The sequence below is a fragment of the Pseudomonas sp. MAFF 730105 genome, assembly GCF_055380705.1.
This window is the reverse complement of record NZ_AP018438.1, coordinates 6,204,778-6,227,547: the sequence shown is the minus strand read 5'-3', so window position 1 is coordinate 6,227,547 and position 22,770 is coordinate 6,204,778. Positions and strand designations below refer to the sequence as shown.

Annotated in this window: 28 protein-coding genes; 10 read left to right on the top strand and 18 right to left on the bottom strand. The window is 62.7% G+C overall.

The window, feature by feature from the left end; all coding sequences use genetic code 11:
* Nucleotides 1-211 precede the first annotated feature (211 nt).
* Nucleotides 212-934, bottom strand: a complete 723-nt coding sequence (mtgA, locus tag PCOSP_RS27465) for a monofunctional biosynthetic peptidoglycan transglycosylase (protein WP_055127828.1) — start codon at nt 932-934, stop codon at nt 212-214.
* A 73-nt stretch (nt 935-1,007) separates the two neighbouring features.
* On the opposite strand from mtgA, the gene PCOSP_RS27460 reads away from it, so the two are divergent.
* From PCOSP_RS27460 to trmB, 4 genes are all read left to right on the top strand, one after another.
* Nucleotides 1,008-1,379: a DUF423 domain-containing protein gene (locus PCOSP_RS27460; RefSeq protein ID WP_139640896.1), complete on the top strand. Its 372-nt coding sequence runs from the start codon at nt 1,008-1,010 to the stop codon at nt 1,377-1,379.
* A gap of 90 nt (nt 1,380-1,469) precedes the next feature.
* The gene (thiS, locus tag PCOSP_RS27455; protein ID WP_024778903.1) at nt 1,470-1,670 is read left to right on the top strand and encodes a sulfur carrier protein ThiS; all 201 of its coding nucleotides are present in this window, start codon (nt 1,470-1,472) and stop codon (nt 1,668-1,670) included.
* 48 nt (nt 1,671-1,718) lie between these two features.
* Nucleotides 1,719-2,513: a thiazole synthase gene (locus PCOSP_RS27450; RefSeq protein WP_003177480.1), complete on the top strand. Its 795-nt coding sequence runs from the start codon at nt 1,719-1,721 to the stop codon at nt 2,511-2,513.
* A 9-nt stretch (nt 2,514-2,522) separates the two neighbouring features.
* Nucleotides 2,523-3,248 carry a tRNA (guanosine(46)-N7)-methyltransferase TrmB gene (trmB, locus tag PCOSP_RS27445; protein WP_139640894.1) on the top strand — a complete coding sequence of 242 codons (726 nt, stop codon included), beginning with the start codon at nt 2,523-2,525 and terminating at the stop codon, nt 3,246-3,248.
* A 128-nt stretch (nt 3,249-3,376) separates the two neighbouring features.
* Here trmB and PCOSP_RS27440 read toward each other — a convergent pair whose 3' ends face one another.
* The 9 genes from PCOSP_RS27440 to PCOSP_RS27400 form a co-directional block, all read right to left on the bottom strand.
* The gene (locus tag PCOSP_RS27440; protein WP_024778900.1) at nt 3,377-3,700 is read right to left on the bottom strand and encodes a DUF3392 domain-containing protein; all 324 of its coding nucleotides are present in this window, start codon (nt 3,698-3,700) and stop codon (nt 3,377-3,379) included.
* Between the two features lie 18 nt (nt 3,701-3,718).
* Nucleotides 3,719-4,918 (bottom strand): radical SAM family heme chaperone HemW, encoded by a 1,200-nt coding sequence (gene hemW / locus PCOSP_RS27435; RefSeq protein ID WP_139640892.1) that lies wholly within the window; start codon nt 4,916-4,918, stop codon nt 3,719-3,721.
* A complete protein-coding gene (gene rdgB / locus PCOSP_RS27430) occupies nt 4,915-5,511 on the bottom strand; it encodes an RdgB/HAM1 family non-canonical purine NTP pyrophosphatase (protein ID WP_139640890.1) in 597 nt (198 codons plus the stop codon). Before rdgB ends, hemW begins: the two co-directional genes overlap by 4 nt.
* A complete protein-coding gene (locus tag PCOSP_RS27425) occupies nt 5,508-5,942 on the bottom strand; it encodes a DUF4426 domain-containing protein (protein ID WP_139640888.1) in 435 nt (144 codons plus the stop codon). The genes rdgB and PCOSP_RS27425 overlap by 4 nt, the downstream gene beginning before the upstream one ends.
* 28 nt (nt 5,943-5,970) lie before the next feature.
* On the bottom strand, nt 5,971-6,591 hold the full coding sequence (metW, locus tag PCOSP_RS27420) for a methionine biosynthesis protein MetW (RefSeq protein ID WP_175362325.1): 621 nt from the start codon (nt 6,589-6,591) through the stop codon (nt 5,971-5,973).
* 7 nt (nt 6,592-6,598) lie between these two features.
* Nucleotides 6,599-7,738 carry a homoserine O-succinyltransferase MetX gene (gene metX, locus PCOSP_RS27415; RefSeq protein WP_175362326.1) on the bottom strand — a complete coding sequence of 380 codons (1,140 nt, stop codon included), beginning with the start codon at nt 7,736-7,738 and terminating at the stop codon, nt 6,599-6,601.
* A gap of 208 nt (nt 7,739-7,946) precedes the next feature.
* Complete coding sequence (locus PCOSP_RS27410) at nt 7,947-8,537, bottom strand: YggT family protein (protein WP_041023978.1); 591 nt, start codon at nt 8,535-8,537, stop codon at nt 7,947-7,949.
* 10 nt (nt 8,538-8,547) lie between these two features.
* Complete coding sequence (gene proC / locus PCOSP_RS27405; RefSeq protein WP_139640882.1) at nt 8,548-9,366, bottom strand: pyrroline-5-carboxylate reductase; 819 nt, start codon at nt 9,364-9,366, stop codon at nt 8,548-8,550.
* A 36-nt stretch (nt 9,367-9,402) separates the two neighbouring features.
* Nucleotides 9,403-10,095, bottom strand: a complete 693-nt coding sequence (locus tag PCOSP_RS27400) for a YggS family pyridoxal phosphate-dependent enzyme (protein WP_464709893.1) — start codon at nt 10,093-10,095, stop codon at nt 9,403-9,405.
* Between the two features lie 55 nt (nt 10,096-10,150).
* On the opposite strand from PCOSP_RS27400, the gene PCOSP_RS27395 reads away from it, so the two are divergent.
* Nucleotides 10,151-11,185 carry a type IV pilus twitching motility protein PilT gene (locus PCOSP_RS27395; protein WP_139640879.1) on the top strand — a complete coding sequence of 345 codons (1,035 nt, stop codon included), beginning with the start codon at nt 10,151-10,153 and terminating at the stop codon, nt 11,183-11,185.
* Nucleotides 11,186-11,305: 120 nt separating this feature from the next.
* Here the strand turns inward: PCOSP_RS27395 and PCOSP_RS27390 are convergent, their stop codons facing one another.
* Nucleotides 11,306-11,917, bottom strand: coding sequence for a C40 family peptidase (locus PCOSP_RS27390; protein ID WP_139640877.1), 612 nt, complete (start codon nt 11,915-11,917; stop codon nt 11,306-11,308).
* Between the two features lie 250 nt (nt 11,918-12,167).
* Here PCOSP_RS27390 and PCOSP_RS27385 point away from each other — a divergent pair, with 250 nt between their 5' ends.
* Nucleotides 12,168-12,596, top strand: coding sequence for an NINE protein (locus PCOSP_RS27385; protein WP_139640875.1), 429 nt, complete (start codon nt 12,168-12,170; stop codon nt 12,594-12,596).
* A 124-nt stretch (nt 12,597-12,720) separates the two neighbouring features.
* On the opposite strand, the gene PCOSP_RS27380 is transcribed toward PCOSP_RS27385, so the two are convergent.
* From PCOSP_RS27380 to gshB, 7 genes are all read right to left on the bottom strand, one after another.
* On the bottom strand, nt 12,721-13,992 hold the full coding sequence (locus tag PCOSP_RS27380) for a dihydroorotase (RefSeq protein ID WP_464709892.1): 1,272 nt from the start codon (nt 13,990-13,992) through the stop codon (nt 12,721-12,723).
* Nucleotides 13,989-14,993: an aspartate carbamoyltransferase catalytic subunit gene (locus PCOSP_RS27375; RefSeq protein ID WP_003177495.1), complete on the bottom strand. Its 1,005-nt coding sequence runs from the start codon at nt 14,991-14,993 to the stop codon at nt 13,989-13,991. The genes PCOSP_RS27380 and PCOSP_RS27375 overlap by 4 nt, the downstream gene beginning before the upstream one ends.
* 24 nt (nt 14,994-15,017) lie before the next feature.
* A complete protein-coding gene (gene pyrR / locus PCOSP_RS27370) occupies nt 15,018-15,524 on the bottom strand; it encodes a bifunctional pyr operon transcriptional regulator/uracil phosphoribosyltransferase PyrR (RefSeq protein ID WP_139640871.1) in 507 nt (168 codons plus the stop codon).
* An 82-nt stretch (nt 15,525-15,606) separates the two neighbouring features.
* A complete protein-coding gene (gene ruvX, locus PCOSP_RS27365; protein WP_041023970.1) occupies nt 15,607-16,044 on the bottom strand; it encodes a Holliday junction resolvase RuvX in 438 nt (145 codons plus the stop codon).
* On the bottom strand, nt 16,044-16,613 hold the full coding sequence (locus tag PCOSP_RS27360) for a YqgE/AlgH family protein (RefSeq protein ID WP_024778884.1): 570 nt from the start codon (nt 16,611-16,613) through the stop codon (nt 16,044-16,046). The genes ruvX and PCOSP_RS27360 overlap by 1 nt, the downstream gene beginning before the upstream one ends.
* Nucleotides 16,614-16,825: 212 nt before the next feature.
* Entirely contained in the window at nt 16,826-17,722 is an 897-nt protein-coding gene (locus PCOSP_RS27355) for an energy transducer TonB (protein ID WP_041023969.1), read from the bottom strand.
* A gap of 76 nt (nt 17,723-17,798) precedes the next feature.
* Entirely contained in the window at nt 17,799-18,752 is a 954-nt protein-coding gene (gshB, locus tag PCOSP_RS27350) for a glutathione synthase (protein WP_139640867.1), read from the bottom strand.
* A gap of 224 nt (nt 18,753-18,976) precedes the next feature.
* On the opposite strand from gshB, the gene PCOSP_RS27345 reads away from it, so the two are divergent.
* The 4 genes from PCOSP_RS27345 (at nt 18,977) to PCOSP_RS27330 (ending at nt 22,603) form a co-directional block, all read left to right on the top strand.
* Nucleotides 18,977-19,405, top strand: coding sequence for a response regulator (locus PCOSP_RS27345; protein ID WP_041023967.1), 429 nt, complete (start codon nt 18,977-18,979; stop codon nt 19,403-19,405).
* A gap of 47 nt (nt 19,406-19,452) precedes the next feature.
* On the top strand, nt 19,453-19,818 hold the full coding sequence (gene pilH / locus PCOSP_RS27340) for a twitching motility response regulator PilH (RefSeq protein ID WP_139640864.1): 366 nt from the start codon (nt 19,453-19,455) through the stop codon (nt 19,816-19,818).
* 10 nt (nt 19,819-19,828) lie between these two features.
* Nucleotides 19,829-20,368 (top strand): chemotaxis protein CheW, encoded by a 540-nt coding sequence (locus PCOSP_RS27335; protein ID WP_139640862.1) that lies wholly within the window; start codon nt 19,829-19,831, stop codon nt 20,366-20,368.
* Nucleotides 20,369-20,548: 180 nt separating this feature from the next.
* Nucleotides 20,549-22,603 (top strand): methyl-accepting chemotaxis protein, encoded by a 2,055-nt coding sequence (locus tag PCOSP_RS27330; protein WP_139640860.1) that lies wholly within the window; start codon nt 20,549-20,551, stop codon nt 22,601-22,603.
* Nucleotides 22,604-22,770 lie beyond the last annotated feature (167 nt).

Below are 22,770 nucleotides of genomic sequence, written 5' to 3'. Positions count from 1 at the left end.
TTTGGTTGTGTGATCGTCCCCACGCTCTGCGTGGGAACGCATCCTGTGACGCTCCGCGTCACGCTTTGGGACGCGGAGCGTCCCGTGCTGCAAGCCATCCCCTGTGGGAGCGAGCCTGCTCGCGATAGCGGTATACCTGATACATGACTGCTGACTGACACACCGCCATCGCGAGCAGGCTCGCTCCCACAAGGGAACTGTGGTGTGGCGGCTATTGAGCCCAGGGCGCCCGTCGCGAGTCATTGAGTCCCAGCAGGTAACTATCGCCCCCCAGTTGGCTCATCTGCTGGCGTATCCAGCTTGCCCGTCGCAGTACATAGGGGCTTGGCCGGCTGGCGCTCCATTTTCGAGGGTTGGGCAGTACCGCCGCCAGCAGGCTTGCCTGCTGCCGGGACAGGGCATCGGCACCAACGCGGAAATGGTGTCGCGCCGCGGCCTCGGCACCGAATACGCCGTTGTCCCACTCCACGCTATTGAGGTACACCTCAAGAATCCGCTGCTTGGGCCAGAGCACCTCGATCAGCGCAGTGAACCAGGCTTCGAAGCCCTTGCGCAGCCAGCTGCGGCCCGACCACAGGAACAGGTTCTTGGAAACTTGCTGGCTGAGGGTGCTGGCGCCACGAATCGAACCGCCGCGGCCGTTATGGGCGAATGCGGCCTGGATCGCGCCGATGTCGAAGCCCCAATGCTCGGGAAATTTCTGGTCTTCGCCAGCGATCACCGCCACCTTGAGGCTGTCGGAGATCCGGTCCCAGGGCTGCCAGGTGCGTTGCAGGTCGATCGGCTCGCCGTCGACCCAGGATTCAACCTTGCGCTCGATCATCAGCGCTGTGAACGGCGGTGGCACCACGCGCAATAGCAGCACCAGGACAACGCTGCCGACGGCGAACCAGAGCAGGGCTTTGAGGAATCGTCGAAACAATGTACGCAGCATAGAGATGGCTTGGCCGAACCCGTCGAGCGGGCCATTATACAGACCCTGTCCACTGAGTCTGACTGGAGTTCTCATGCTGCGTAGCTTTCTGATGCTGGCTGCCTTTTTCGGCTTCACGGGCGTCGCTCTGGGGGCCTTCGCCGCCCATGGTCTGAAGAACCGCTTGAGCGCCGACTACCTGGCCATTTTTCATACAGGCGTCACCTATCAATTGGTGCACACCTTGGCGTTGCTGGGCGTCGCGCTGCTGGCCACACACATTCCCGGTCGCATCGTCACTTGGGCCGGCATTTCCTTCGTGGTCGGCATCCTGCTGTTCTCCGGTAGCTTGTACTTGTTGACGCTCACGGGTATCAGCAAGCTGGGCATTATCACTCCGTTCGGTGGTGTGGCGTTCCTGATGGGTTGGCTGTGCCTGGGGCTCGCCGCCTGGCGGCTGGGTTGACCGGCCGGTCCATTTCATGACGAATGGCTTGGGTCGCCCAGGCTGATCGGGCTAGAATGCCAGCCCCTAAAAATGATGGCGGCATCCGGCATGCGCATTCAGTTGAACGGCGAACCCTTTGAATTGCCCGACGGTGAAACCGTTGCGGCCCTGCTGACCCGTCTGGATCTCACCGGACGCCGTGTCGCGGTGGAGCTCAATCTGGATATCGTCCCGCGCAGCCAGCATGCCGACACCGCCCTCAACGAGGGTGACCAGGTTGAAGTCGTGCACGCCATCGGCGGCGGCTAGCGGTTTCGCAGCATTTCGCAAGAACCTCATCCCAACAGAGGATTTCCCATGAGCATCGTTCGTAGCGACAAGCCCTTCGTCCTGGCCGGTCGTACCTACCAGTCGCGCTTGCTGGTAGGCACCGGCAAGTACCGCGATATGGAAGAAACCCGCCTGGCCATCGAGGCTTCGGGCGCCGAAATCGTCACCGTCGCGGTGCGTCGGACCAACATCGGCCAGAACCCGGGCGAACCGAACCTGCTGGATATCCTGCCGCCGGATCGCTACACCATCCTGCCCAACACCGCCGGCTGCTTCGACGCCATCGAAGCCGTGCGCACCTGCCGCCTGGCCCGTGAGCTGCTGGACGGCCACAACCTGGTGAAGCTGGAAGTGCTGGCCGACCAGAAGACCCTGTTTCCCAACGTGATCGAAACCCTCAAGGCCGCCGAGACGCTGGTCAAGGAAGGTTTCGACGTCATGGTGTACACCAGCGACGATCCGATCATCGCCCGGCAACTGGCGGAAATCGGCTGCATCGCGGTGATGCCGCTGGCCGGCCTGATCGGTACGGGCCTGGGGATCTGCAACCCTTACAACCTGCAGATCATCCTTGAAGAAGCCAAGATCCCGGTGCTGGTGGATGCCGGCGTCGGTACCGCATCCGACGCCACCATCGCCATGGAACTGGGTTGCGAAGCGGTGCTGATGAACTCCGCCATCGCCCACGCCCAGCAGCCGATCCTGATGGCCGAAGCCATGAAACACGCCATTGTCGCCGGGCGCCTGGCCTATCTGGCTGGCCGCATGCCGAAAAAACTTTACGCCAGCGCCTCCTCGCCGCTGGATGGTCTGATCAAGTAAGAGCCATTGATGACTGAATCGAACGACACGCCTGTCCAGCCGGACGAAGGCGAAGAGCGCCAACACCGCCGCATCAAGAGTTTTGTGATGCGCGCCGGGCGTATGACTGAAGGCCAGCAGCGCGGCCTGGAGCAGGGCGCGCCGCTGTTCGTCCTGCCCCTGGCCGACGCGCCGGTGGACTTCGACCAGGTGTTTGGCCGCTCGGCCCCGCGCTCGCTGGAAATCGGCTTTGGCATGGGCCATTCGCTGCTGGAAATGGCCGCCGCTGCGCCGGAGCAGGACTTCATCGGCGTGGAAGTGCACCGTCCGGGTGTCGGTGCGTTGCTCAATGGCGTGCTGACCCAAGGGCTGACCAACCTGCGGGTCTACGATTGCGACGCCATCGAAGTGCTCAACCGTTGCGTGGCCGACAACAGCCTGGACCGGCTGATGCTGTTCTTCCCGGACCCATGGCACAAGAGCCGTCACCACAAGCGTCGTATCGTCCAGGCGTCATTCGCCGAGCTGGTGCGCAGCAAGTTGAAGGTCGGCGGTGTGCTGCACATGGCCACCGACTGGGAACCCTACGCCGAGTACATGCTGGAAGTGATGAACGTCGCCCCGGGTTATCGCAACCTCGCCGAAGACGGCAAGTGCGTGCCCCGTCCGGCCGAACGGCCGATCACCAAGTTCGAGCGCCGTGGTGAACGGCTTGGGCATGGGGTTTGGGATCTGAAGTTCGAGAAGCAGTCCTAAGCCATACGCAGTTCAATGTGGGAGCGAGCCTGCTCGCGATGGCGGCCTGACAGTCACCTGGATGTTGACTGTGATGGCCTCATCGCGAGCAGGCTCGCTCCCACAGTTGTTTCAGGGCGCTGCGAAGGTCAGCGACGGTCCGCCACCACCCCGATCAATACCAGCACCACCAACAGCACCGGTGCGAGGCTGTAGTTGTTGAACTGGCTCAGCCCCCGCACCACCCACGGCGTGGCGTAGATCAGCGCCGCGCCGCTGCCGATCATGCACAGCAGGGCGATCAGCGGGACGCGCAACGCGCCGGCGATGCTGCCCAGGCGTTGTTCGACCCAGGCCTTGATATCTGCGCCGAACAGCACCAGCAGGCAGCCGACCAATGCCAGGGAGATTTCCGACAGGTTGCTGCGGCTCCAGCGGGACACGGTGGCGAGCAGGTCGAGTACCAGATCCATTCGATTTCCTTGTGTTGATCAGCTCAGAAATTTCTGCAGCAAGTCATTGAGAAACAGCTGTCCGCGCTCGGTGGCCGCCAGACGTGACGGTTCGACCTGCAACAACCCGCTTTGTTCGGCTTCACGGCGACCTTCGGCCAGGCTTTGCAGGGGCAAGCCGGTGCGTTCCGGGTATAGCCGCGCGTCCACCCCTTCGGTCAGGCGCAGGGCGTTCATCAGGAATTCAAACGGCAGCTCTTCGTTGGCCAGGATCTTCTCGCCGGCCAGGAAACGCTTGTCCGGGTTGAGGTAGTCCTTGGGCAGGCGGGTCTTCCAGGTGCGCACGATGCGCCCGTCCGGATGGCTGAGCTTGCCATGGGCGCCGGCGCCGATGCCGATGAAGTCGCCGAAGCTCCAGTAATTGAGGTTATGCCGTGCCGCCCGACCTGGTTGGGCGTAGGCCGACACTTCGTATTGGGCGTAGCCGTGTTCGGCCAGCAGCGCTTGTCCGGCTTCCTGGATGTCCCACAACGTGTCGTCTTCCGGCAACGTTGGCGGCTGGTTCCAGAACACCGTGTTCGGCTCCAGTGTCAGTTGATACCAGGAGAGATGGGTGGGCTTCAGGGCGATGGCCTGGCGCAGGTCGCTCAAGGCATCGTCGAGGGATTGGTCGGGCAGACCATGCATCAGGTCAAGGTTGAAGTTATCGAAACCGGCCTGGCGGGCCATGCCGGCGGCGCGCACCGCTTCGTCACCGTTATGGATCCGGCCCAGGGCTTCGAGCTTGGCTTGCTGGAAGCTCTGGATGCCAATGGACAGGCGATTGATGCCCAAGGCCCGGTAAGCCACGAATTTCTCTTGCTCGAAGGTGCCGGGGTTGGCCTCCAGGGTGATTTCAATGTCGTCGGCGAAGGCTATCCGCGCTTCGACACCCTTGAGCAGCCGGCCCAGGGCCTGGGCGCTGAACAGGCTGGGAGTGCCGCCGCCGAAGAAGATCGAGCTCAGTTTGCGGCCATGGACCCCGTGCAGATCCTGGTCGAGATCGGCCAGCAAGGCATCGACGTACTCTTCTTCCGGCAGCTGCGGGCTGGCGGTGTGGGAGTTGAAATCGCAATACGGGCATTTGCGTACGCACCACGGGATGTGGATGTACAACGCCAGGGGCGGCAACACTGGCAGCGGTGCCCGTGGCGTGTGTGCGCCGCCATGAATCAGCGGCGCGGGAGAGTCATTGTTCATTGCAGGCCCAGGCGTTGACGCAGCAGGGCCATGGCGCGGGCGCGGTGGCTCAGTTGATTTTTTTCCACCGGGCCCAATTCGGCGCTGGAGCAATTGCGCTCCGGCACCCAGAACAGCGGGTCGTAGCCGAAGCCGTGCTCGCCGCTGGCTTCGGTGAGAATGCGCCCCTGCCACAGCCCTTCGCAGAGGATCGGCAGCGGATCATCGGCATGTCGCACCAGCGCCAGGACGCAAACGAATTGTGCGCCACGCTCGGCTTCAGGCACGTCCTTGAGGGCGTCGAGCAGCTTGGCGTTGTTCGCCGCATCACCCTTGCCGTCGGCGTAGCGGGCCGAGTAGATGCCCGGCGCGCCGCCGAGGAAATCCACCGCCAACCCGGAATCGTCCGCCAGCGCCGGGAGGCCGGAGATGCGCGCGGCGTTGCGGGCCTTGAGGATCGCGTTTTCGACGAACGACAGGCCGGTTTCTTCCGGCTCCACCTGGCTGAACTCACCAATCGAGCGCAGGTGCACCGATCCGCCGAGCATGGCCTGGAGTTCCTTGAGTTTGCCGGCATTATGGCTGGCGAGTACGAGTTGGCTGAGGTTCATCATTCGGCGGGGAACAGCTCCTGGTTGAAGTTGAGGGTGTTGACCTTGTCGCCCGTCTTGACCTTGATCTCGAAGGTACGGGTTTCCTGCTGCTCTACCGGATACTGGGCGATGTAGTAGATCGCGCCTTGTTCGCTGATCTGGCGGAACGTCAGGGGGACCGTCTTGCTGGTCAGGTCCTTGACCGTGCCGCTGACCTCGGCCATCAACGGCTTGCCATCCTTGATCACCGACACATTGATCACGCCCTGGTTCTTGCTGCGGACCAGCTCGGCGGCCTTGGCGATGTCCGATGTCAGGAAGGTGGAGTTGAAGGTGTTGTAGTGCACGGTGACGTCACCGAACACTTCCTTGCGCTCGGCCTTGATGGCGTCGGCGGCCATGACGCCGGCGCAGAGACAAGCAGTGATGAGAAACAACGCGAGACGTTTCATGTTGCACTCCTGGGAACGGGGTCGGGGTTCACACGGCGACCTGATGATCGGCAAGGCCTGGGCTGCTGACCCGATAGATGCCTATTTCACCTAATAGATTAGGCCATAGCTTGCTGGCCCACCCGTGGCGGTGCTGCTGATCCACCGCCAGGCGGTTGATGACCTTGGCCTGGCGTTCGCGGCACAACGCTTCGAAGTCCTCGAAGGTGCAGAAGTGGATGTTCGGCGTGTTGTACCAGGTGTAGGGCAAGAACTCCGACACCGGCATGCGGCCCTTGCTCGCCAGGTACCAGCGGCAGCGCCAGTGTCCGAAGTTGGGGAAGGTGATGATGCACTGACGTCCGACCCGGAGCATTTCGTCGAGGATCCTGTCCGGGTAGTGCACCGCTTGCAGGGCCTGGGTCATGACCACGATGTCGAAGCTGTTGCTGGCGAAGTTGCCCAGGCCCTTGTCCAGGTCCTGTTCGATGACGTTGATGCCCTTGGCGATGCACTCGGCGATGTTGTCCGGGTCGTTTTCCAGGCCGTAGCCGGTGACTTGCTTGTTGTCCCGCAGCCAAGTCAGCAGTTCGCCGTTGCCGCAGCCCAGGTCAAGCACGCGGCTGCCGGCGGGGATCCATTCCTGGATGATGTCCAGATCGGCTCTCATGGCGTCCTCACAGCGTAATACGGTTCATGTAGTTGCCGAACGCCTGCAGGTAGCGCGGGATCGGAATCAGAAAGGCGTCGTGGCCCTGGGGCGCGTCGATTTCCAGGTAGCAGACGTCCTTGCGCGCAGCCATCAGTGCGTCCACCAGTTCCCGGGAACGGGCCGGGGAGAAGCGCCAGTCGGTGGTGAACGACATCACGCAGAACCTGGCGGTGGCGCCAGCGAAGGTTTTCGCCAGGTTATCGTCGAAGTTCGCCGCCGGATCGAAGTAGTCCAGTGCCTTGGTCATCAACAGGTAGGTGTTGGCGTCGAAGCGCCCGGAGAATTCCTCACCTTGATAACGCAGGTAGCTTTCCACCTGGAACTCGACGCTGTGGAAGTCGTAATTGAGCTTTTCGCTCTTGAGGCCACGGCCGAATTTCTCGCCCATGGAATCGTCGGACAGGTAGGTGATGTGCCCGACCATCCGCGCCAGCATCAACCCGCGCTTGGGGATCACGCCGTGCTCCTGGAACGAACCGCCGTGGAATTCCGGGTCGGTGAGGATCGCCTGGCGCGCCACTTCGTTGAAGGCGATGTTCTGTGCCGACAGCTTGGGGGCCGAGGCGATTGCCAGGCAATGGCGCACGCGATCAGGGTAGGTGATGGTCCATTGCAGGGCCTGCATCCCGCCCAGGCTGCCGCCGATCACCGCCGCCCATTGACCGATGCCGAGGCGGTCGGCCAGGCGGGCCTGGCTGTGGACCCAGTCTTCCACGGTCAACACCGGAAAGTCGGCGCCGAATGGTTTGCCGGTGTCCGGGTTGAGGCTGCTGGGGCCGGTGGAGCCGTTGCAGCCGCCCAGGTTGTTCAGGCTGACGACGAAGAACCGGTTGGTGTCGATCGGTTTGCCGGGGCCAATGCAACTGTCCCACCAGCCGGGCTTGCGATCGTCGACGCTGTGATAGCCGGCGGCATGGTGATGCCCCGACAAGGCGTGGCAGATCAGCACGGCATTGCTCGCCGTGGCGTTGAGCGTGCCGTAGGTTTCGTAGATCAGGTCATAGGCTGGCAACGAACGGCCGCAGGCCAGGGCCAGGGGCTCGCTGAAATGCGCCATTTGCGGCGTCACCAGACCAACGGAATCGGGGGGAAAGGCAGCTGGCATCGACCCTGCTCTCGTTGAAATGAGGCGTAAGTCTAAAGACCGCTGGGGTTAGCGGCAACCAAGGAAATCGCCGACTGACGCCGATCGTTCCCACGCTCTGCGTGGGAATGCATCCCGTGACGCTCTGCGTCACCCCAGGGCAGAACGCGGAGCGTCCTTGGCAGCGTTCCCACGCAGAGCGTGGGAACGATCAGGCCACAGGGTCAGGTCAGATCAGGACGCGCAGGATATCCGGCATCATGGTCATCGCCGCGAGGTTGTTGATCACCAGCATGTCGAGCAGCTTGAGCACCATGAAGGCCAGGATCGGCGAAATATCCAGGCCGCCGAGGTTCGGCACGATGCGACGGAACGGGGCCAGGGCTGGTTCGCAGATCTGGTTCACCAGCTCGGCGCCCGGGTTGTGGCTGCCCGGGGCGACCCAGGACAGGATCACGCTGATGATCAGGGCGAAGAAGAAGATCTTCAGGAACAGCGCGGTGACGCCGATGATCGACCAGATAAGCAGTTGCAGCGGGTTGCCGGTGGTGCCGTAGGTCAGCAGCAGGGTCAGGGCCATCAGTGCCATTTGCACGAGGATCGCCAATACCAGCGACGACATGTCCAGGCCGAACAGGCTCGGGATGATCCGGCGCAGGGGCTTGAGCAGTGGCTGAGTGGCCTTGACGACGAACTGGCACAGCGGGTTGTAGAAGTTGGCGCGGACCAGTTGCAGCACGAAGCGCATCAGCACGATCAGCAGGTACAGGCTGCCAAGGGTTTGCAGCACGTAGACCGCTGCGGTGTTCAATCCAATCATGAATGGCTCCTTATTGGCCCAGTTGTTCGGCCATTTCGGCCGAGCGGTGCGCGGCGGCGCCGAGTGCTTTTTCCACCAGGGCTTCGAATCCCCCGGCCTGGAACGCTTTGATGGCGGCTTCGGTGGTGCCGGCCGGCGAGGTCACGCGCCGGCGCAGTTCGGCGGCATCGACGTCGCTGGAAGTCGCCATGTGGGCTGCGCCGAGGGCCGTCTGCAAGGTCAGCTGCGCGGCAATCTCACGGGGCAGGCCAAGTTTTTCGCCGGCAGCGGTCATGGCTTCGATCAGCAGGAAGAAGTACGCCGGGCCTGAACCGGAAACGGCGGTGACCGCGTCCAGTTGCTGCTCGGTCTCCAGCCACAGCGCCAGGCCGACGGCCGACAGCAGCTCTTCAGCTTGCTGGCGCTGTTCAGCACTGACCTGTGGGGTGGCGAACAGGCCGCTGACGCCCTGACGCAACAGCGCCGGGGTGTTGGGCATGCAGCGCACGATGGGCTGGTCGCCGAGCCATTTGTTCATGCTTGCGCAGGTGATGCCGGCGGCAATCGACACCACCAGTTGATGGGGCTTGAGGCTTGGGCGAAGGGCTTCGCACACGGTTTTCATCGCTTGCGGCTTGACCGCCAGCACGATGACGTCCGCGCCATCGATGGCTTGTGCGTTGTCGGCAAAGGTCTCGATGCCGTGTTCGCTGCTCACCCGGGTGCGGGTCTCGGTACCCGGATCGCTGGCGCGGATCTGCGCAGCGTCCAGGCCCTTGGCCCGCAGGCCACCGATCAGGCTGGCGGCCATGTTGCCGGCGCCGATAAAGGCAATACGCGTGTTGCTCATGACAGGTCCTTGATTGAGGAGTTGAGTCGGCATGGCTTACGGTTGGTTGGCGCTGTAGTCGCGAGCACCAAACAAGGCGGTACCGATCCTGACCCAGGTGGCGCCCTGGGTAATGGCGGATTCGAGATCGTGACTCATGCCCATGGACAGCGTGTCCAGCGGCAGGGCCAGGCTGGCTTGCAAACGTTGGACGGCGGCGAAGGCTGCGTCCTGGGCGGCGCGCTCTTCGGTTGGCTCGGGGATCGCCATCAGTCCGCGGAGCGTCAGGCGTGGCAATGCGCCGATGGCATCGGCCAGGGCCGGCAGATCCTCCGGGGTACAACCGGATTTGCTGGCTTCCCCGCTGACGTTGACTTGAATGCAGATGTTCAGCGGTGGTAACCCGTCCGGACGCTGCTCGGACAGGCGTTGGGCAATTTTCAAGCGGTCCACGGAATGCACCCAGTCGAAATGTTCGGCGATAGCACGGGTCTTGTTCGATTGAATGGGGCCGATGAAGTGCCAGATCAAGGGCAGGTCAGCCAGTTCGGCCTGCTTGCCCAGCGCTTCCTGCAGGTAGTTCTCACCGAAGTCCCGCAGGCCGGCGGCATAGGCTTCACGCAGGGCCTGGGCGGGCTTGGTCTTGCTCACAGCCAGCAATTGGACGCTGTCTGCGACACGGTGGGCGGCTTGCTCCGCAGCGCGGATGCGCGATCTAACCTGAGCGATGTTGTCTGCTATCGTGGACATAAAGAAGCGCCAGCGGTCTGAGGTTCGCGGCATTCTACTGGAATTGAGGAGCGCTATGGATATCACTGAACTGCTGGCGTTCAGCGCCAAACAGGGGGCTTCGGACCTGCATCTGTCCGCCGGGCTGCCGCCGATGATCCGGGTTGATGGCGATGTGCGGCGGATCAACCTGCCGGCACTGGACCACAAACAGGTTCATGAGCTGATCTACGACATCATGAACGACCGGCAACGGGTAGATTACGAAAAGTTTCTGGAAACCGATTTTTCCTTCGATGTACCCGGGGTCGCCCGGTTTCGGGTCAACGCGTTCAACCAGAATCGCGGCGCGGGGGCGGTGTTCCGGACCATTCCGTCGAAAGTCCTGACCATGGAAGAGCTGGGCATGGGCGAGGTGTTTCGCAAAGTGACCGAGGCTCCTCGCGGGCTGGTGCTGGTGACCGGGCCAACCGGCTCAGGCAAATCCACCACCCTGGCGGCGATGATCGACTACCTCAACACCCATAAGCATCACCACATCCTCACCATCGAGGACCCCATCGAATTTGTTCACGAACCACGCAAGTGCCTGATCAACCAGCGCGAAGTGCACCGCGACACCCAAGGTTTTTCCACGGCACTGCGTTCGGCCCTGCGGGAAGACCCGGACGTGATCCTGGTAGGGGAGATGCGTGACCTGGAAACCATCCGCCTGGCACTGACCGCCGCCGAAACCGGGCACTTGGTATTCGGCACCCTGCACACCACGTCGGCGGCCAAGACCATCGACCGGGTGGTGGACGTGTTCCCAGGAGACGAGAAGTCCATGGTGCGCTCGATGTTGTCCGAATCATTGCAGGCGGTGATTTCCCAGACGCTGATCAAGAAGATCGGCGGCGGCCGGGTCGCCGCTCATGAGATCATGCTGGGCACATCGGCGATTCGTAACCTGATCCGCGAGGACAAGGTGGCGCAGATGTACTCGGCGATCCAGACCGGCGGTTCGCTGGGGATGCAGACGCTGGATATGTGTCTGAAGGACCTGGTGACCAAAGGCTTGATCAGCCGTGAGCACGCGCGGGAGCGGGCGCGTACGCCGGATAATTTCTGAGGGATTTTCCGATCGTTCCCACGCTCTGCGTGGGAACGCAGCCGGGGACGCTCCGCGTCCCTGAGAGCCGAACGCAGAGCGTCCGCTGAGGCATTCCCACGCAGAGCGTGGGAACGATCATCAGCGCTGGACGACCCGCATCCCGCCCGGCTCTTTCGGCAACACCCGCTTGGCAACCACGTAGTGGGTGTCCCAGTACGGTTTGTTCAGGGTGTCGATGGTCACCGACTTGCCGCGACGTGGTGCGTGAATGAAGCGGTCGTTGCCCAGGTAGATGGCCACGTGGTTGACCCGGCGGCTCTTGAGCTTGAAGAAGATCAGGTCGCCGGGCTTGAGGTCCTTGCGCTCGACTTTCTCACCGTGACCGGCCGCCATGGCATTCGAGGTGCGTGGCAGGTCGAAAGTGGCGTCGTTGAACGCATATTTCACCAGGCCACTGCAATCGAAGCCTTTACTTGGGCTGCTGCCGCCCCAACGATAAGGTGTGCCGAGTACATTCACGGCACGGCTCAATACGTTGCTGCTCGCTTTGGTCGCCATGGGCGGAACCAGCTTGCTGTTGCCCGTGTTCGTATACTGGACGCTGGGCTTGTTCTTGCTCGAAGGAGCAGAAACATGGGATTTCGGGGTGTAGCCGTTGACGTTGGGAAGACGTTGCTCACGATTGGTGGCGTGGGCGGCCAGTGGCAATAATAGGCAAATGGTTAGCCATGTCTTGAAAAATGGACGCATTAGGCAGGGCTCTTATAGGTTAGCGCGCAACTTTATAACAGCTTTTTGGCGGATTCCGAGGCCGTTTGTCGATCCGAAATCCTGCGCGTAACCCCTGAAAATGCGCCATTTTGCCCCGATTGTCCGGCACAGGCCCCGGAATACGGGGGCTCCGCTGCGCCCAAGGCGCCAAGGACCGCTTGTCGGCAAGACACACAAAAGTCACAAATAAACTGAACAAATTTATCTATCGAGGCAAAAGAGGCCATTCATGAACAGCTATCAGCTGGACGCTAGCCATGACACCCACAGCAAAATCATCGGGTATCTGCTCTGGATTTTCGGTTTCACCGGGGCCCATCGTTTCTACTATGGCAAGCCGGTCACCGGCACGATCTGGTTCTTCACCTTTGGCCTGCTGGGCATAGGCTGGCTGATCGACCTGTTCCTGATTCCTGCCATGGACCGCGAAGCGGACCTGCGCTTCACCCCAGGACCTATCGAATACACCGTGGCGTGGATCCTGTTGACGTTTCTCGGGGTGTTCGGCGTGCACCGGATGTATCAAGGCAAATGGCTCAGCGGGATCATCTACCTGCTGACTGGCGGGGTGTTCTTCCTGGGGGTGCTGTATGACTTCTGGACGCTGAACGACCAGGTTTCGATTCGCAATGCGCAGAAGCGTGGGGCTTTTCAGTAAAACCGGGTTGCTCCCATCGCGAGCAGGCTCGCTCCCACAAGGGATCTTCAGCGCACACAAATTGTGTGAATGCCCTGAAACCCAATGTGGGAGCGAGCCTGCTCGCGATAGGCGCGACGCGGTGTCAGGCCTGATGAGTGACCCGCCCATCCATCAGGGTATAACGCACCACTCCCGGCAAGCTGTGGCCCAGGAACGGGCAGTTGTCGCCCTTGGAGCGCCAGTTTTCCCCGACCACGGTGGAGGCGGCCGGGTCAAACAGCACCAGGTCCGCTGCCGCACCCACCGCCAGTTTCCCGGCTGGTAGTTGCAGTGCCTGGGCCGGGCCGGCGCTAAGGCGCGCCAGCAAGGTCGGCAGGTCAAGCAGGCCGTTTTCCACCAGTGTCATCGCCAGCGGCAACAGCAGTTCGACGCTGCTGATGCCCGGTTCGGTGGCGCCGAAGGGTGCCAGCTTGGCATCGCGCTCATGGGGTTGGTGATGGCTGGAGATGGCCGAGATCACTCCGGATTTCACTGCCTCGCGCAGGCCATCCCGGTCAGCGCGGGTGCGCAGCGGTGGCTGGACGTGATAGACGCTGTTGAAGTCGATCAGGGCTTCGTCGGTCAGGATCAGTTGGTACAGCGCCACATCGGCGGTCACCGGCAAGCCGCGGGCCTGGGCCTGGGCGATCAGCGCCGCGCCGCGGGCACTGGTCAGTTGGCTGAAGTGCGCGCGCACACCGCTTTGCTCCACCAGCAACAGGTCGCGGGCCAGGGCCACGGTCTCGGCGGTCTCAGGTATGCCCGGCAGGCCGAGGAAGCTGGCGGTCGGGCCTTCGTGGGCCAGGCCACCTTCGGCCAGGTCGTGATCCTGGGAGTTGAAGATCACCGTCAGGCCGAAGGTGGCTGCGTATTCCAGGGCGCGGCAAAGGGTACGGGTGTTGCGGAAGCTGTTCAGGCCGTTGCCGAACGCCACGCAGCCGGCATCGCGTAACGCAATCAGCTCCGCCAGTTGTTCGCCATCGAGGCCTTTGCTCAATGCACCAATCGGAAAGACCTTGGTATTGCCGGCTTCGCGAGCGCGGTCGAGGATCAGTTCGGCCACGGCCGAGGTATCCAGCACCGGCTTGGTCTGTGGCGGGCAGCACAGGCTGGTCACGCCACCGGCGGCGGCGGCCCGGGTCTCGCTGACGATGCTGCCTTTGCGACTGTAGCCAGGCTCGCGCAGGGCAACGTTCAGGTCGACCAGGCCGGGGGCGGCCACCAGGCCTTGGGCGTCGAGGGTCTCGACCGCCACGAAACCGGCCGGGGCGGCGCCCAGGGCGACGATTTTGCAGGCATCGATATGGATGTCAGTCACTTGATCCAGGCCGCTGGCCGGATCGATCACGCGTGCGCCGAGAATGCTGAGCTTCACTGGGCGTTCTCCTGGTCGAATTGGCGCTGGGCCGTTTGCCCGCTCATGGCCATGGACAGCACGGCCATGCGGATGGCGATGCCGTAGGTCACCTGGTTGAGAATTACCGAATGGGGGCCATCGGCCACCGCCGACTCGATCTCCACCCCGCGGTTGATCGGCCCCGGGTGCATGACGATGGCGTCCGGCTTGGCCCCGGCCAGGCGGGCGGTAGTGAGGCCGAACAGGCGGTAGAACTCGCCTTCGCTGGGCAGCAGGCCGCCGGTCATCCGCTCACGTTGCAGGCGCAGCATGATCACCACGTCGACGTCCTTGAGGCCTTCGGTCATGTCGGTGTAGACCTTCACGCCGTACTGCTCGACGCCGATGGGCAGCAGGGTTTTCGGCGCGATCACGCGGATGTCCGGACAACCGAGGGTCTTAAGGGCGAGCATGTTCGAGCGAGCCACCCGCGAGTGCAGGATGTCGCCGACAATGGCCACCGAGAGGTTCTCGAAGCTGCCCTTGTGCCGGCGAATGGTCAGCATGTCCAGCATGCCTTGGGTCGGGTGGGCGTGACGGCCGTCGCCGCCGTTGATGATCGCCACCTGCGGGCAGACGTGTTCGGCAATGAAGTGTGCCGCGCCGGAGTCTCCGTGACGCACGACGAACATGTCCGCCGCCATGGCTTCGAGATTGCGCAGGGTATCGAGCAGGGTTTCGCCCTTGCTCGCCGAGGACGTCGACACGTTGAGGGTGATCACGTCCGCCGACAGCCGCTGGGCCGCCAGTTCAAAGGTGGTGCGGGTGCGGGTGGAGTTTTCGAAGAACACGTTGCACACGGTCTTGCCGCGCAGCAACGGGACTTTCTTCACCGCCCGGGCACCGACTTCGAGGAACGAGTCGGCGGTGTCTAGGATTTCCGTCAGCAGCTCGCGGCGCAGGCCGTCGAGGGACAGGAAGTGCCGCAGCTGGCCCTGATCGTTGAGCTGCAGCGGGCGCTTGGTTTCGAGAGGCGTCATCGCGATGGACTCTTACAAGGGCAGTTAAAGGGCAAGGTCTTGCAGTTCGAGTTGTAGCGGTGCGGGGCCGGAGAGCTTGACCCGCTGGTGTGCGGCCAGTGTCAGCGTCGCGCCGACCACGTTCGGGCGGATCGGCAACTCGGCGGCATCCAGGTCCAGCAGGCACACCAGGGTCACGCTGGCCGGGCGACCGTAGTCGAACAACTCGTTCATGGCGGCGCGAATGGTCCGGCCGCTCATCAGCACGTCATCGATCAGGACCAGGTGCTGGCCCTCGATCTCGAACGGCAGCGCCGAAGGGCGTACCTGTGGGTGCAGGCCGTTCTGGCTGAAGTCGTCGCGGTAGAAGGACACGTCCAGGGTGCCCAGCGGCGATTGGCTGCCAAGCTCCTCGAGCAAGGCCTGGGCAACCCAGACGCCGCCGGTGCGAATGCCGATGTAGCGCGGTTCGCGGATGCCGCGTTGTTCCAGGTGTGCCGTGAGACGGATCGCCATCTGGCTGATCAGGTCGGCAGGATTGGGCAGGCTCATGCTGGCTCCTTCAGGTTCCCGGGCCGGCGGTGAAAGGCCCGGTCTATCGCTAAAAGAAAGCGCCTTGGCGGCGCTTTCAAAATCAGGTGTCGAACAGGGCGCTATTGGCATCGAGCCAGCCCTGCAGCAGCAGGGCGGCGGCGATGGCGTCCACCGGGTTGTCGCGGTAACTGCCTTTCTGCCCGCCACGCTCGAGGCGTTCGCCCTTGGCTTCGAACGTGGTCAGGCGCTCGTCATGGGTGTAGAAGGGCAGGTTGTAGCGGCCATTGAGCCGACGGGCGAATTTTTCGGCGCGCACGCACATGTCGCTGGGCGTACCGTCCATGTTCAGCGGCAGGCCGACCACCACGGCGTCGGGCTTCCATTCCTTGATCAGCGCTTCGACCTGGTTCCAGTCCGGAACGCCATTCTGCGCCTTGAGGGTGCACAGCTCGCGGGCCTGGCCGGTAACGACCTGGCCGACTGCGACGCCGATCTGTTTGGTGCCGTAATCGAAACCCAGCAGCAGGCGCAGGGCCATCAGGCGTGTCCTGCCTGGCTGGTGAGCAGACTGAGGTTGATCCCCAGGCGGTTGGCCGCCGCTTCCAGGCGCAGTTCACTGCTGGTGTTGAACAGGATGTCGGCGTCGAACGGGCAGGTCAGCCAGGCATTGTCGGCCAGTTCGGCCTCCAGTTGCCCGGCTTCCCAACCTGCATAGCCGAGGGCGATCAGGCTTTTTTCCGGACCGACACCGTCGGCGATGGCAAATAACACGTCCTGGGAAGTCGACAGCGACACGCCATTGAGGTCCACGGTGGCCTGGTAGCTCGGCCCCGATGGATGGAGCACGAAACCGCGGTCGGTCTGCACCGGCCCGCCGATGAAAATCGGCACGTGCTGGCACAGGATGGGCGGCTCTACCTCAGGGCGCAGCTGCTCGAGAATGTCCGCCAGGTTCAGCTCCTGCGGGCGATTGATCACCAGCCCCATGGCGCCATTGGCCGTGTGCTCGACGATGTAGGTCAAGGTATGGGCGAAGTTCGGATCGGCCATATGCGGCATGGCGATCAGGAAATGATGCTTGAGGTAGGTGGGGCTGACGTTTTTCATAGGCGATAGTGTGGCGGCGCAGGGGCGAACTGACAAGCTGGGGATGTGCAGGAAATACCTTGGCGACACCGATCAAATGTGGGAGCGGGCTTCGTGGGAGCAAAGCTTGCTCGCGATCCAGGCGCTGCGGTCCTCAAGAGACCGCGGCGTTTTCATCGCGGGCAAGCCTTGCTCCCACACAACCCGCTCCCACAAGGGGCTTGGGCAGTGGGTCAGTTACTGGAGAGCCGGTCACCGCGGGAGAATTTCCAGGTGCGGATGATCTCCAGTCGGTCGATGTCCGACAAATCTCCGGTAAACGGCGCGAACGGCGCCGCCAGGCGCACGATACGCTGGGCCGCCTGGTCCAGCAGCGGCTGGCCAGAGGACTCCAGCACCAGCACTTCATACAAGGAACCGTCGCGGTTGATCGAGACCATGAGCCGCAGGTTGCCGTAGATCTGCTTGCGCCGCGCTTCGTCGGGGTAATTGAGGTTGCCGATGCGCTCGACCTTCTTGCGCCACTCGTCCTTGTACCAGGCGCCCTTGTCACGCATGGTCGAGGCGGCGCTCAGGCGGTGGATACGCGGGCGTTTGGCATAGAGCTGCTGTTCCTGGGCCAGTTCGGCTTCCAGGCTGGCGATGTCGCTGGACAGCTGAGAGCTGTCGAAGGTCGGTGCCGGGGCCTTGGGCTTGGGATCAGGCTTGACCTCTTCCTTGACCGGTGCCTTTTTCGGCTTCGGTGCCACGGTGGTCACGGCGGCCTTGGGGGCCGTTTCCTGCACCTCGGGCTTGGCGGCCGGGGGAGGGGTGGCCTTCTGAACCTGGTTATCCTGGAACGGCGCGATCTCGGTGGTCTTGGGAACCGCCTTTTTTTCCAGGGTGCCGCTGCCTTGCTGGTTTTCCTGGGCGAGGAAATCTGCCTGCTTCGGCTTGGTTTCGCTCTTGAAGGTGGCCAGGGTGATTTCGAGGGTCTGGGTGATCTGCTTGGGCTCGACCGTGGCAAACCCGACGCCCAGCAGCAGCGCCAGGTGGATCAGCGCCGCCAGGAACAGGGTAAAGCCGAGGCGATCAGCCGGACGCACGCCACGGTGGGCGAGCTCTAGGGGCAGATCGGACGGGAGGGTCATGACAAGGAAACCAACATCGCGTTTTTTTCAGGCCGGGCATGATAACGCAATGTGGGTTCCCTTCATCAGATCTGGATCAACGAGCCTTGAGCTTCTGATCGATGGCATCCATCAGCATCCCGCCGATGTCGGTGCCGAAGGCATTATCGATCTCGCGGATGCAGGTCGGGCTGGTGACGTTGATTTCCGTCAGGTGTTCGCCGATCACGTCCAGGCCCACGAACAGCAGGCCTTTCTCGCGCAGGGTCGGGCCGACCTGGGCCGCGATCCAGCGGTCCTTCTCGGTCAGCGGGCGGGCTTCGCCACGGCCGCCGGCGGCCAGGTTGCCGCGGGTTTCGCCCGCTGCCGGAATGCGCGCCAGGCAATAGTCCACCGGCTCGCCATCAATCATCAGGATGCGCTTGTCGCCATCGACGATGGCCGGCAGGTAGCCCTGGATCATGATCTGCTGCTTGCCGTGCAGGGTCAGGGTTTCCAGGATCACGGAGAGGTTCGGGTGGCCGGCGGTGTGGCGGAAGATTGAAGAACCGCCCATGCCGTCCAGGGGCTTGAGGATCACGTCGCCGTGATGATCGGCGAACTCGCGCAGTACATCCGGACGGCGGCTGACGATGGTCGGTGGCGTGCATTGCGGGAACAGGGTGGCGAACAGCTTCTCGTTGCAGTCGCGCAGGCTCTGGGGCTTGTTGACCACCAGCACGCCGGCGGTTTCGGCTTGTTCCAGCAGGTAAGTGGAATACACGAATTCCATGTCGAACGGCGGATCCTTGCGCATCAGGATCACGTCCAGGTCGCTCAGCAGCGCATCGTTTTCGTCGCCCAGTTCAAACCATTTTTCCGGGTTGGCGAAGACTTTCAACGGTTTCATGCGCGCCCGGGCCTGGCCTTCGGCCTGGTAGAGATCGCGCTGTTCCATGTAGAACAATTCCCAGCCGCGCTTTTGAGCGGCCAGCAGCATGGCCAGCGAGCTATCCTTTTTGTAGGAAATGCTGGCGATAGGGTCCATGACAATGCCGACGCGTACGCTCATGGCTTGGTTCCTCGAAATCTGATGGGGCACAAAGGGCGTGAAAAAGTGGCGTCAGAGTGGCGCCCGCCGGATTCGCGGTCAAGGAAAAACCACCGTACCGTCCGGCCGATAGCCCGGCGCTGGAGACTGTGCTAAAAAGGCTGCCATGTGGCGCGCGGGCCTTGAACATCAAGGGCTTGCGCCGTCGGTCGCATTTACGCGTTTAAAACCGGTTCGCAGTGGCAATGGCAGAGCATCCTACGCAGCAGCAACCCAGCGCCTTGAAGGTCATGGTCATCGACGATTCGAAGACCATTCGCCGTACCGCCGAAACCTTGCTGCGCAATGTGGGTTGCGAGGTGATCACGGCGGTCGATGGCTTCGATGCCCTGGCCAAGATCACCGACCATCACCCGGGCATCATCTTTGTCGACATCATGATGCCGCGTCTGGACGGTTACCAGACGTGCGCCCTGATCAAGAACAACAGCGCCTTCAAGGCCACGCCAGTGATCCTGCTGTCGTCCCGGGACGGGCTGTTCGACAAGGCCAAGGGACGTATCGTCGGTTCCGATCAGTTTTTGACCAAGCCTTTCAGCAAGGAAGAACTGCTGGGCGCGATACAAGCTCATGTTCCGGGCTTTGCCGCCGTCCAGCCGCACCAGGCACATTAAATGACGCCCGGCCGCAGAGCCTGGGGTCGACAAGAATGGGGAACACCATGGCACGAATTCTGATCGTCGATGATTCGCCGACTGAAATGTACAAGCTGACCGGCATGCTGGAAAAACACGGTCACCTGGTCCTCAAGGCCGAGAACGGCGCCGACGGCGTGGCCCTGGCCCGCCAGGAAAAGCCCGACGCAGTGTTGATGGACATCGTCATGCCCGGCCTCAACGGGTTCCAGGCGACACGCCAATTGACCAAGGATCCGGAAACCGGGCATATCCCGGTCATCATCATCACCACCAAGGACCAGGAAACCGATAAGGTCTGGGGCACGCGCCAAGGCGCCAAGGACTACCTGACCAAGCCGGTCGACGAAGAAACCCTGATCAAGACCCTGAACAACGTCCTGGCGGGTTGACGGCGCGGCCATGAGCCCATCCCTGACTGCGTTCGAGCTGCTGCTGCAGATCGATCGACGCTGCCGGTCGCTGGCGGCGGACCTGCCGTCCCAACCGACCCACCGTCATGCCTGGAGTGGTATCGGCTTTCGCCTGGGCGAGCGTTGGTACGTGGCGCCCATGGAAGAAGTCAGCGAAGTGCTGCACGAGCCACGTCATACGCATCTGCCTGGGGTCAAGCCGTGGGTGCGTGGTGTGGCCAACCTGCGTGGGCGACTGTTGCCGTTGATGGACCTGTGCGGTTTTTTCGGTCATGAACTGTCGACGGTGCGCAAGCAGCGGCGGGTGCTGGTGGTGGATCATGGCGAGGTGTTCGCCGGGTTGCTGGTGGATGAAGTCCTCGGATTGCAGCATTTCGCCCAGGACAGCCTGGAGCCGATGCAGGCAAACGATCGCGACTGTCCGGAAGCCGCCTTCGTCAAGGGCCGGTTTCGTGGCGAGCGACAGTGGCAGGTGTTCAGCCCTTTTGCGTTGACGCAGTCTGAGGGGTTCATGGATGTGGCTATTTAACAGACACCGCGCAGCCTCCTGTGGGAGCGAGCCTGTGGGAGCAAAGCTTGCTCGCGATGCAGACGCCTCGGTCGGCAGCAAACCGTGTTGTTGTCATCGCGGGCAAGCCTTGCTCCCACAGAGCCGCCCTGAGATCAGTCACCCATGGCGAGTTGGATTGGGCAGTACAGGCGAAAATCGATGAGCAAAGCACACACAGGCAAGCCACTGGAAGCGTCGCGCAGTCGTTCGCAGATCATCGTGCTGTTCGTCGCGCTGATCATCTTCATCATGCTGCTGTTCGCCAATTTCGCGTACCTCAACACCCAGTCCACCTACGATAAACAGTACATCGGCCATGCCGGTGAGTTGCGGGTGTTGTCCCAGCGCATTGCCAAGAACGCCACCGAGGCCGCCGCCGGCAAGGCTGCGGCGTTCAAGTTGCTGAGCGATGCACGCAACGATTTTGCCCAGCGCTGGGGCTACCTCAAGCAGGGTGACCCGGTGACCGGCCTGCCACCGGCGCCCTCGACCCTGCGACCGCAGATGCGCGCGGTGCAACTGGACTGGGAGCGCCTGCTCAAGAACACCGACGCCATCCTGTCCAGCGAGCAGACTGTGCTGTCGCTGCATCAGGTGGCGGCGACCTTGGCCGAAACCGTGCCGCAGTTGCAGGTCGAATATGAGAAAGTCGTCGAGATCCTGCTGCAACGGGGCGCACCAGCGGCCCAGGTGGCCATGGCCCAGCGCCAGTCGCTGTTGGCCGAGCGCATACTGGGTGCAGTGAATACCGTGCTGGCGGGGGATGAGAACGCCAGCCAGGCCGCCGATACCTTTGGCCGCGATGCCGCGCGTTTCGGCCAGGTGCTCAACGGGATGTTGCAAGGCGACCCGGCCTTGAAGATCTCCCAGGTCCAGGATCGCGATGCCCGGGCACGCCTGAGCGAAATCAGTGAACTGTTCGAGTTCGTCTCGGGCTCGGTGGACGAAATCCTCGAAACCTCGCCGGAGCTGTTCAAGGTCCGCGAGTCGGCGGGCAACATCTTCAATCTGTCGCAGACCCTGTTGGACGAAGCCTCGCACCTGACCACCGCACTGGAGAACCTGGCCAGCGGTCGGTCCGTCCACGCCATCGGCGGTTATGTGCTGGGGCTGCTGGCGCTGACATCGATCATCCTGATCGGCCTGGTGATGGTGCGTGAAACCAACCGCCAGTTGCACGAAACCGCGGAAAAGAACGAGCGCAACCAGAACGCGATCATGCGCCTGCTGGACGAAATCGCCGATCTGGCCGACGGCGACCTGACCGTCACCGCGTCGGTCACCGAGGACTTCACCGGCACCATTGCCGACTCGATCAATTATTCGGTGGACCAACTGCGCGACCTGGTCGCCACCATCAACCTCACCGCTGGCCAGGTCGCCGCCGCGGTGCAGGAAACCCAGGCCACCGCCATGCACCTGGCCCAGGCTTCCGAGCACCAGGCCCAGCAGATCAGCGAAGCTTCGACTTCAATCAATGAAATGGCCCAGTCCATCGACCAGGTATCGGCCAACGCCGCCGAGTCGTCGGCGGTGGCCGAGCGCTCCGTGGAGATCGCCAACAAGGGCAACGAGGTGGTGCACAACACCATTCATGGCATGGACAACATTCGCGAGCAGATCCAGGACACCGCCAAGCGCATCAAGCGCCTGGGCGAGTCGTCCCAGGAAATCGGCGACATCGTCAGCCTGATCGACGACATTGCCGACCAGACCAACATATTGGCTCTCAACGCCGCGATCCAGGCGTCCATGGCCGGTGATGCGGGGCGCGGCTTCGCGGTGGTGGCCGATGAAGTACAACGGCTGGCGGAGCGCTCTTCGGCGGCGACCCGGCAGATCGAAACGCTGGTGCGGGCGATCCAGGCCGATACCAACGAAGCGGTGATCTCCATGGAGCAGACCACCAGCGAAGTGGTGCGCGGCGCCCGTCTGGCCCAGGATGCCGGCGTGGCCCTGGAGGAGATCGAGGGCGTGTCGAAGACCCTGGCGGCGCTGATCCAGAGCATTTCCAACGCCGCGCAGCAGCAGACCACTTCGGCGGGACAGATTTCCCTGACGATGAACGTGATCCAGCAGATCACCACCCAGACCTCGTCCGGCTCCACCGCCACCGCCGAGAGCATCGGCAACCTGGCGAAAATGGCCAGCCAGCTGCGCCGGTCGGTGTCCGGGTTCACGTTGCCGGCGGCTAAGGATGAGGACAAGTCTTGATTGTTGGAGGCGGTATACGGGGCGAGGGGAATCATGTGGGAGCAAGGCTTGCCCGCGATGAGAGCGACGCGTCAGGCCGGAGATCGAGTTGCCTTTATCGCGAGCAGGCTTTGCTCCCACAGATGAGTCCTCCCGCCAAAAGGAGGGTGTATTTGCCGGATTGGAGC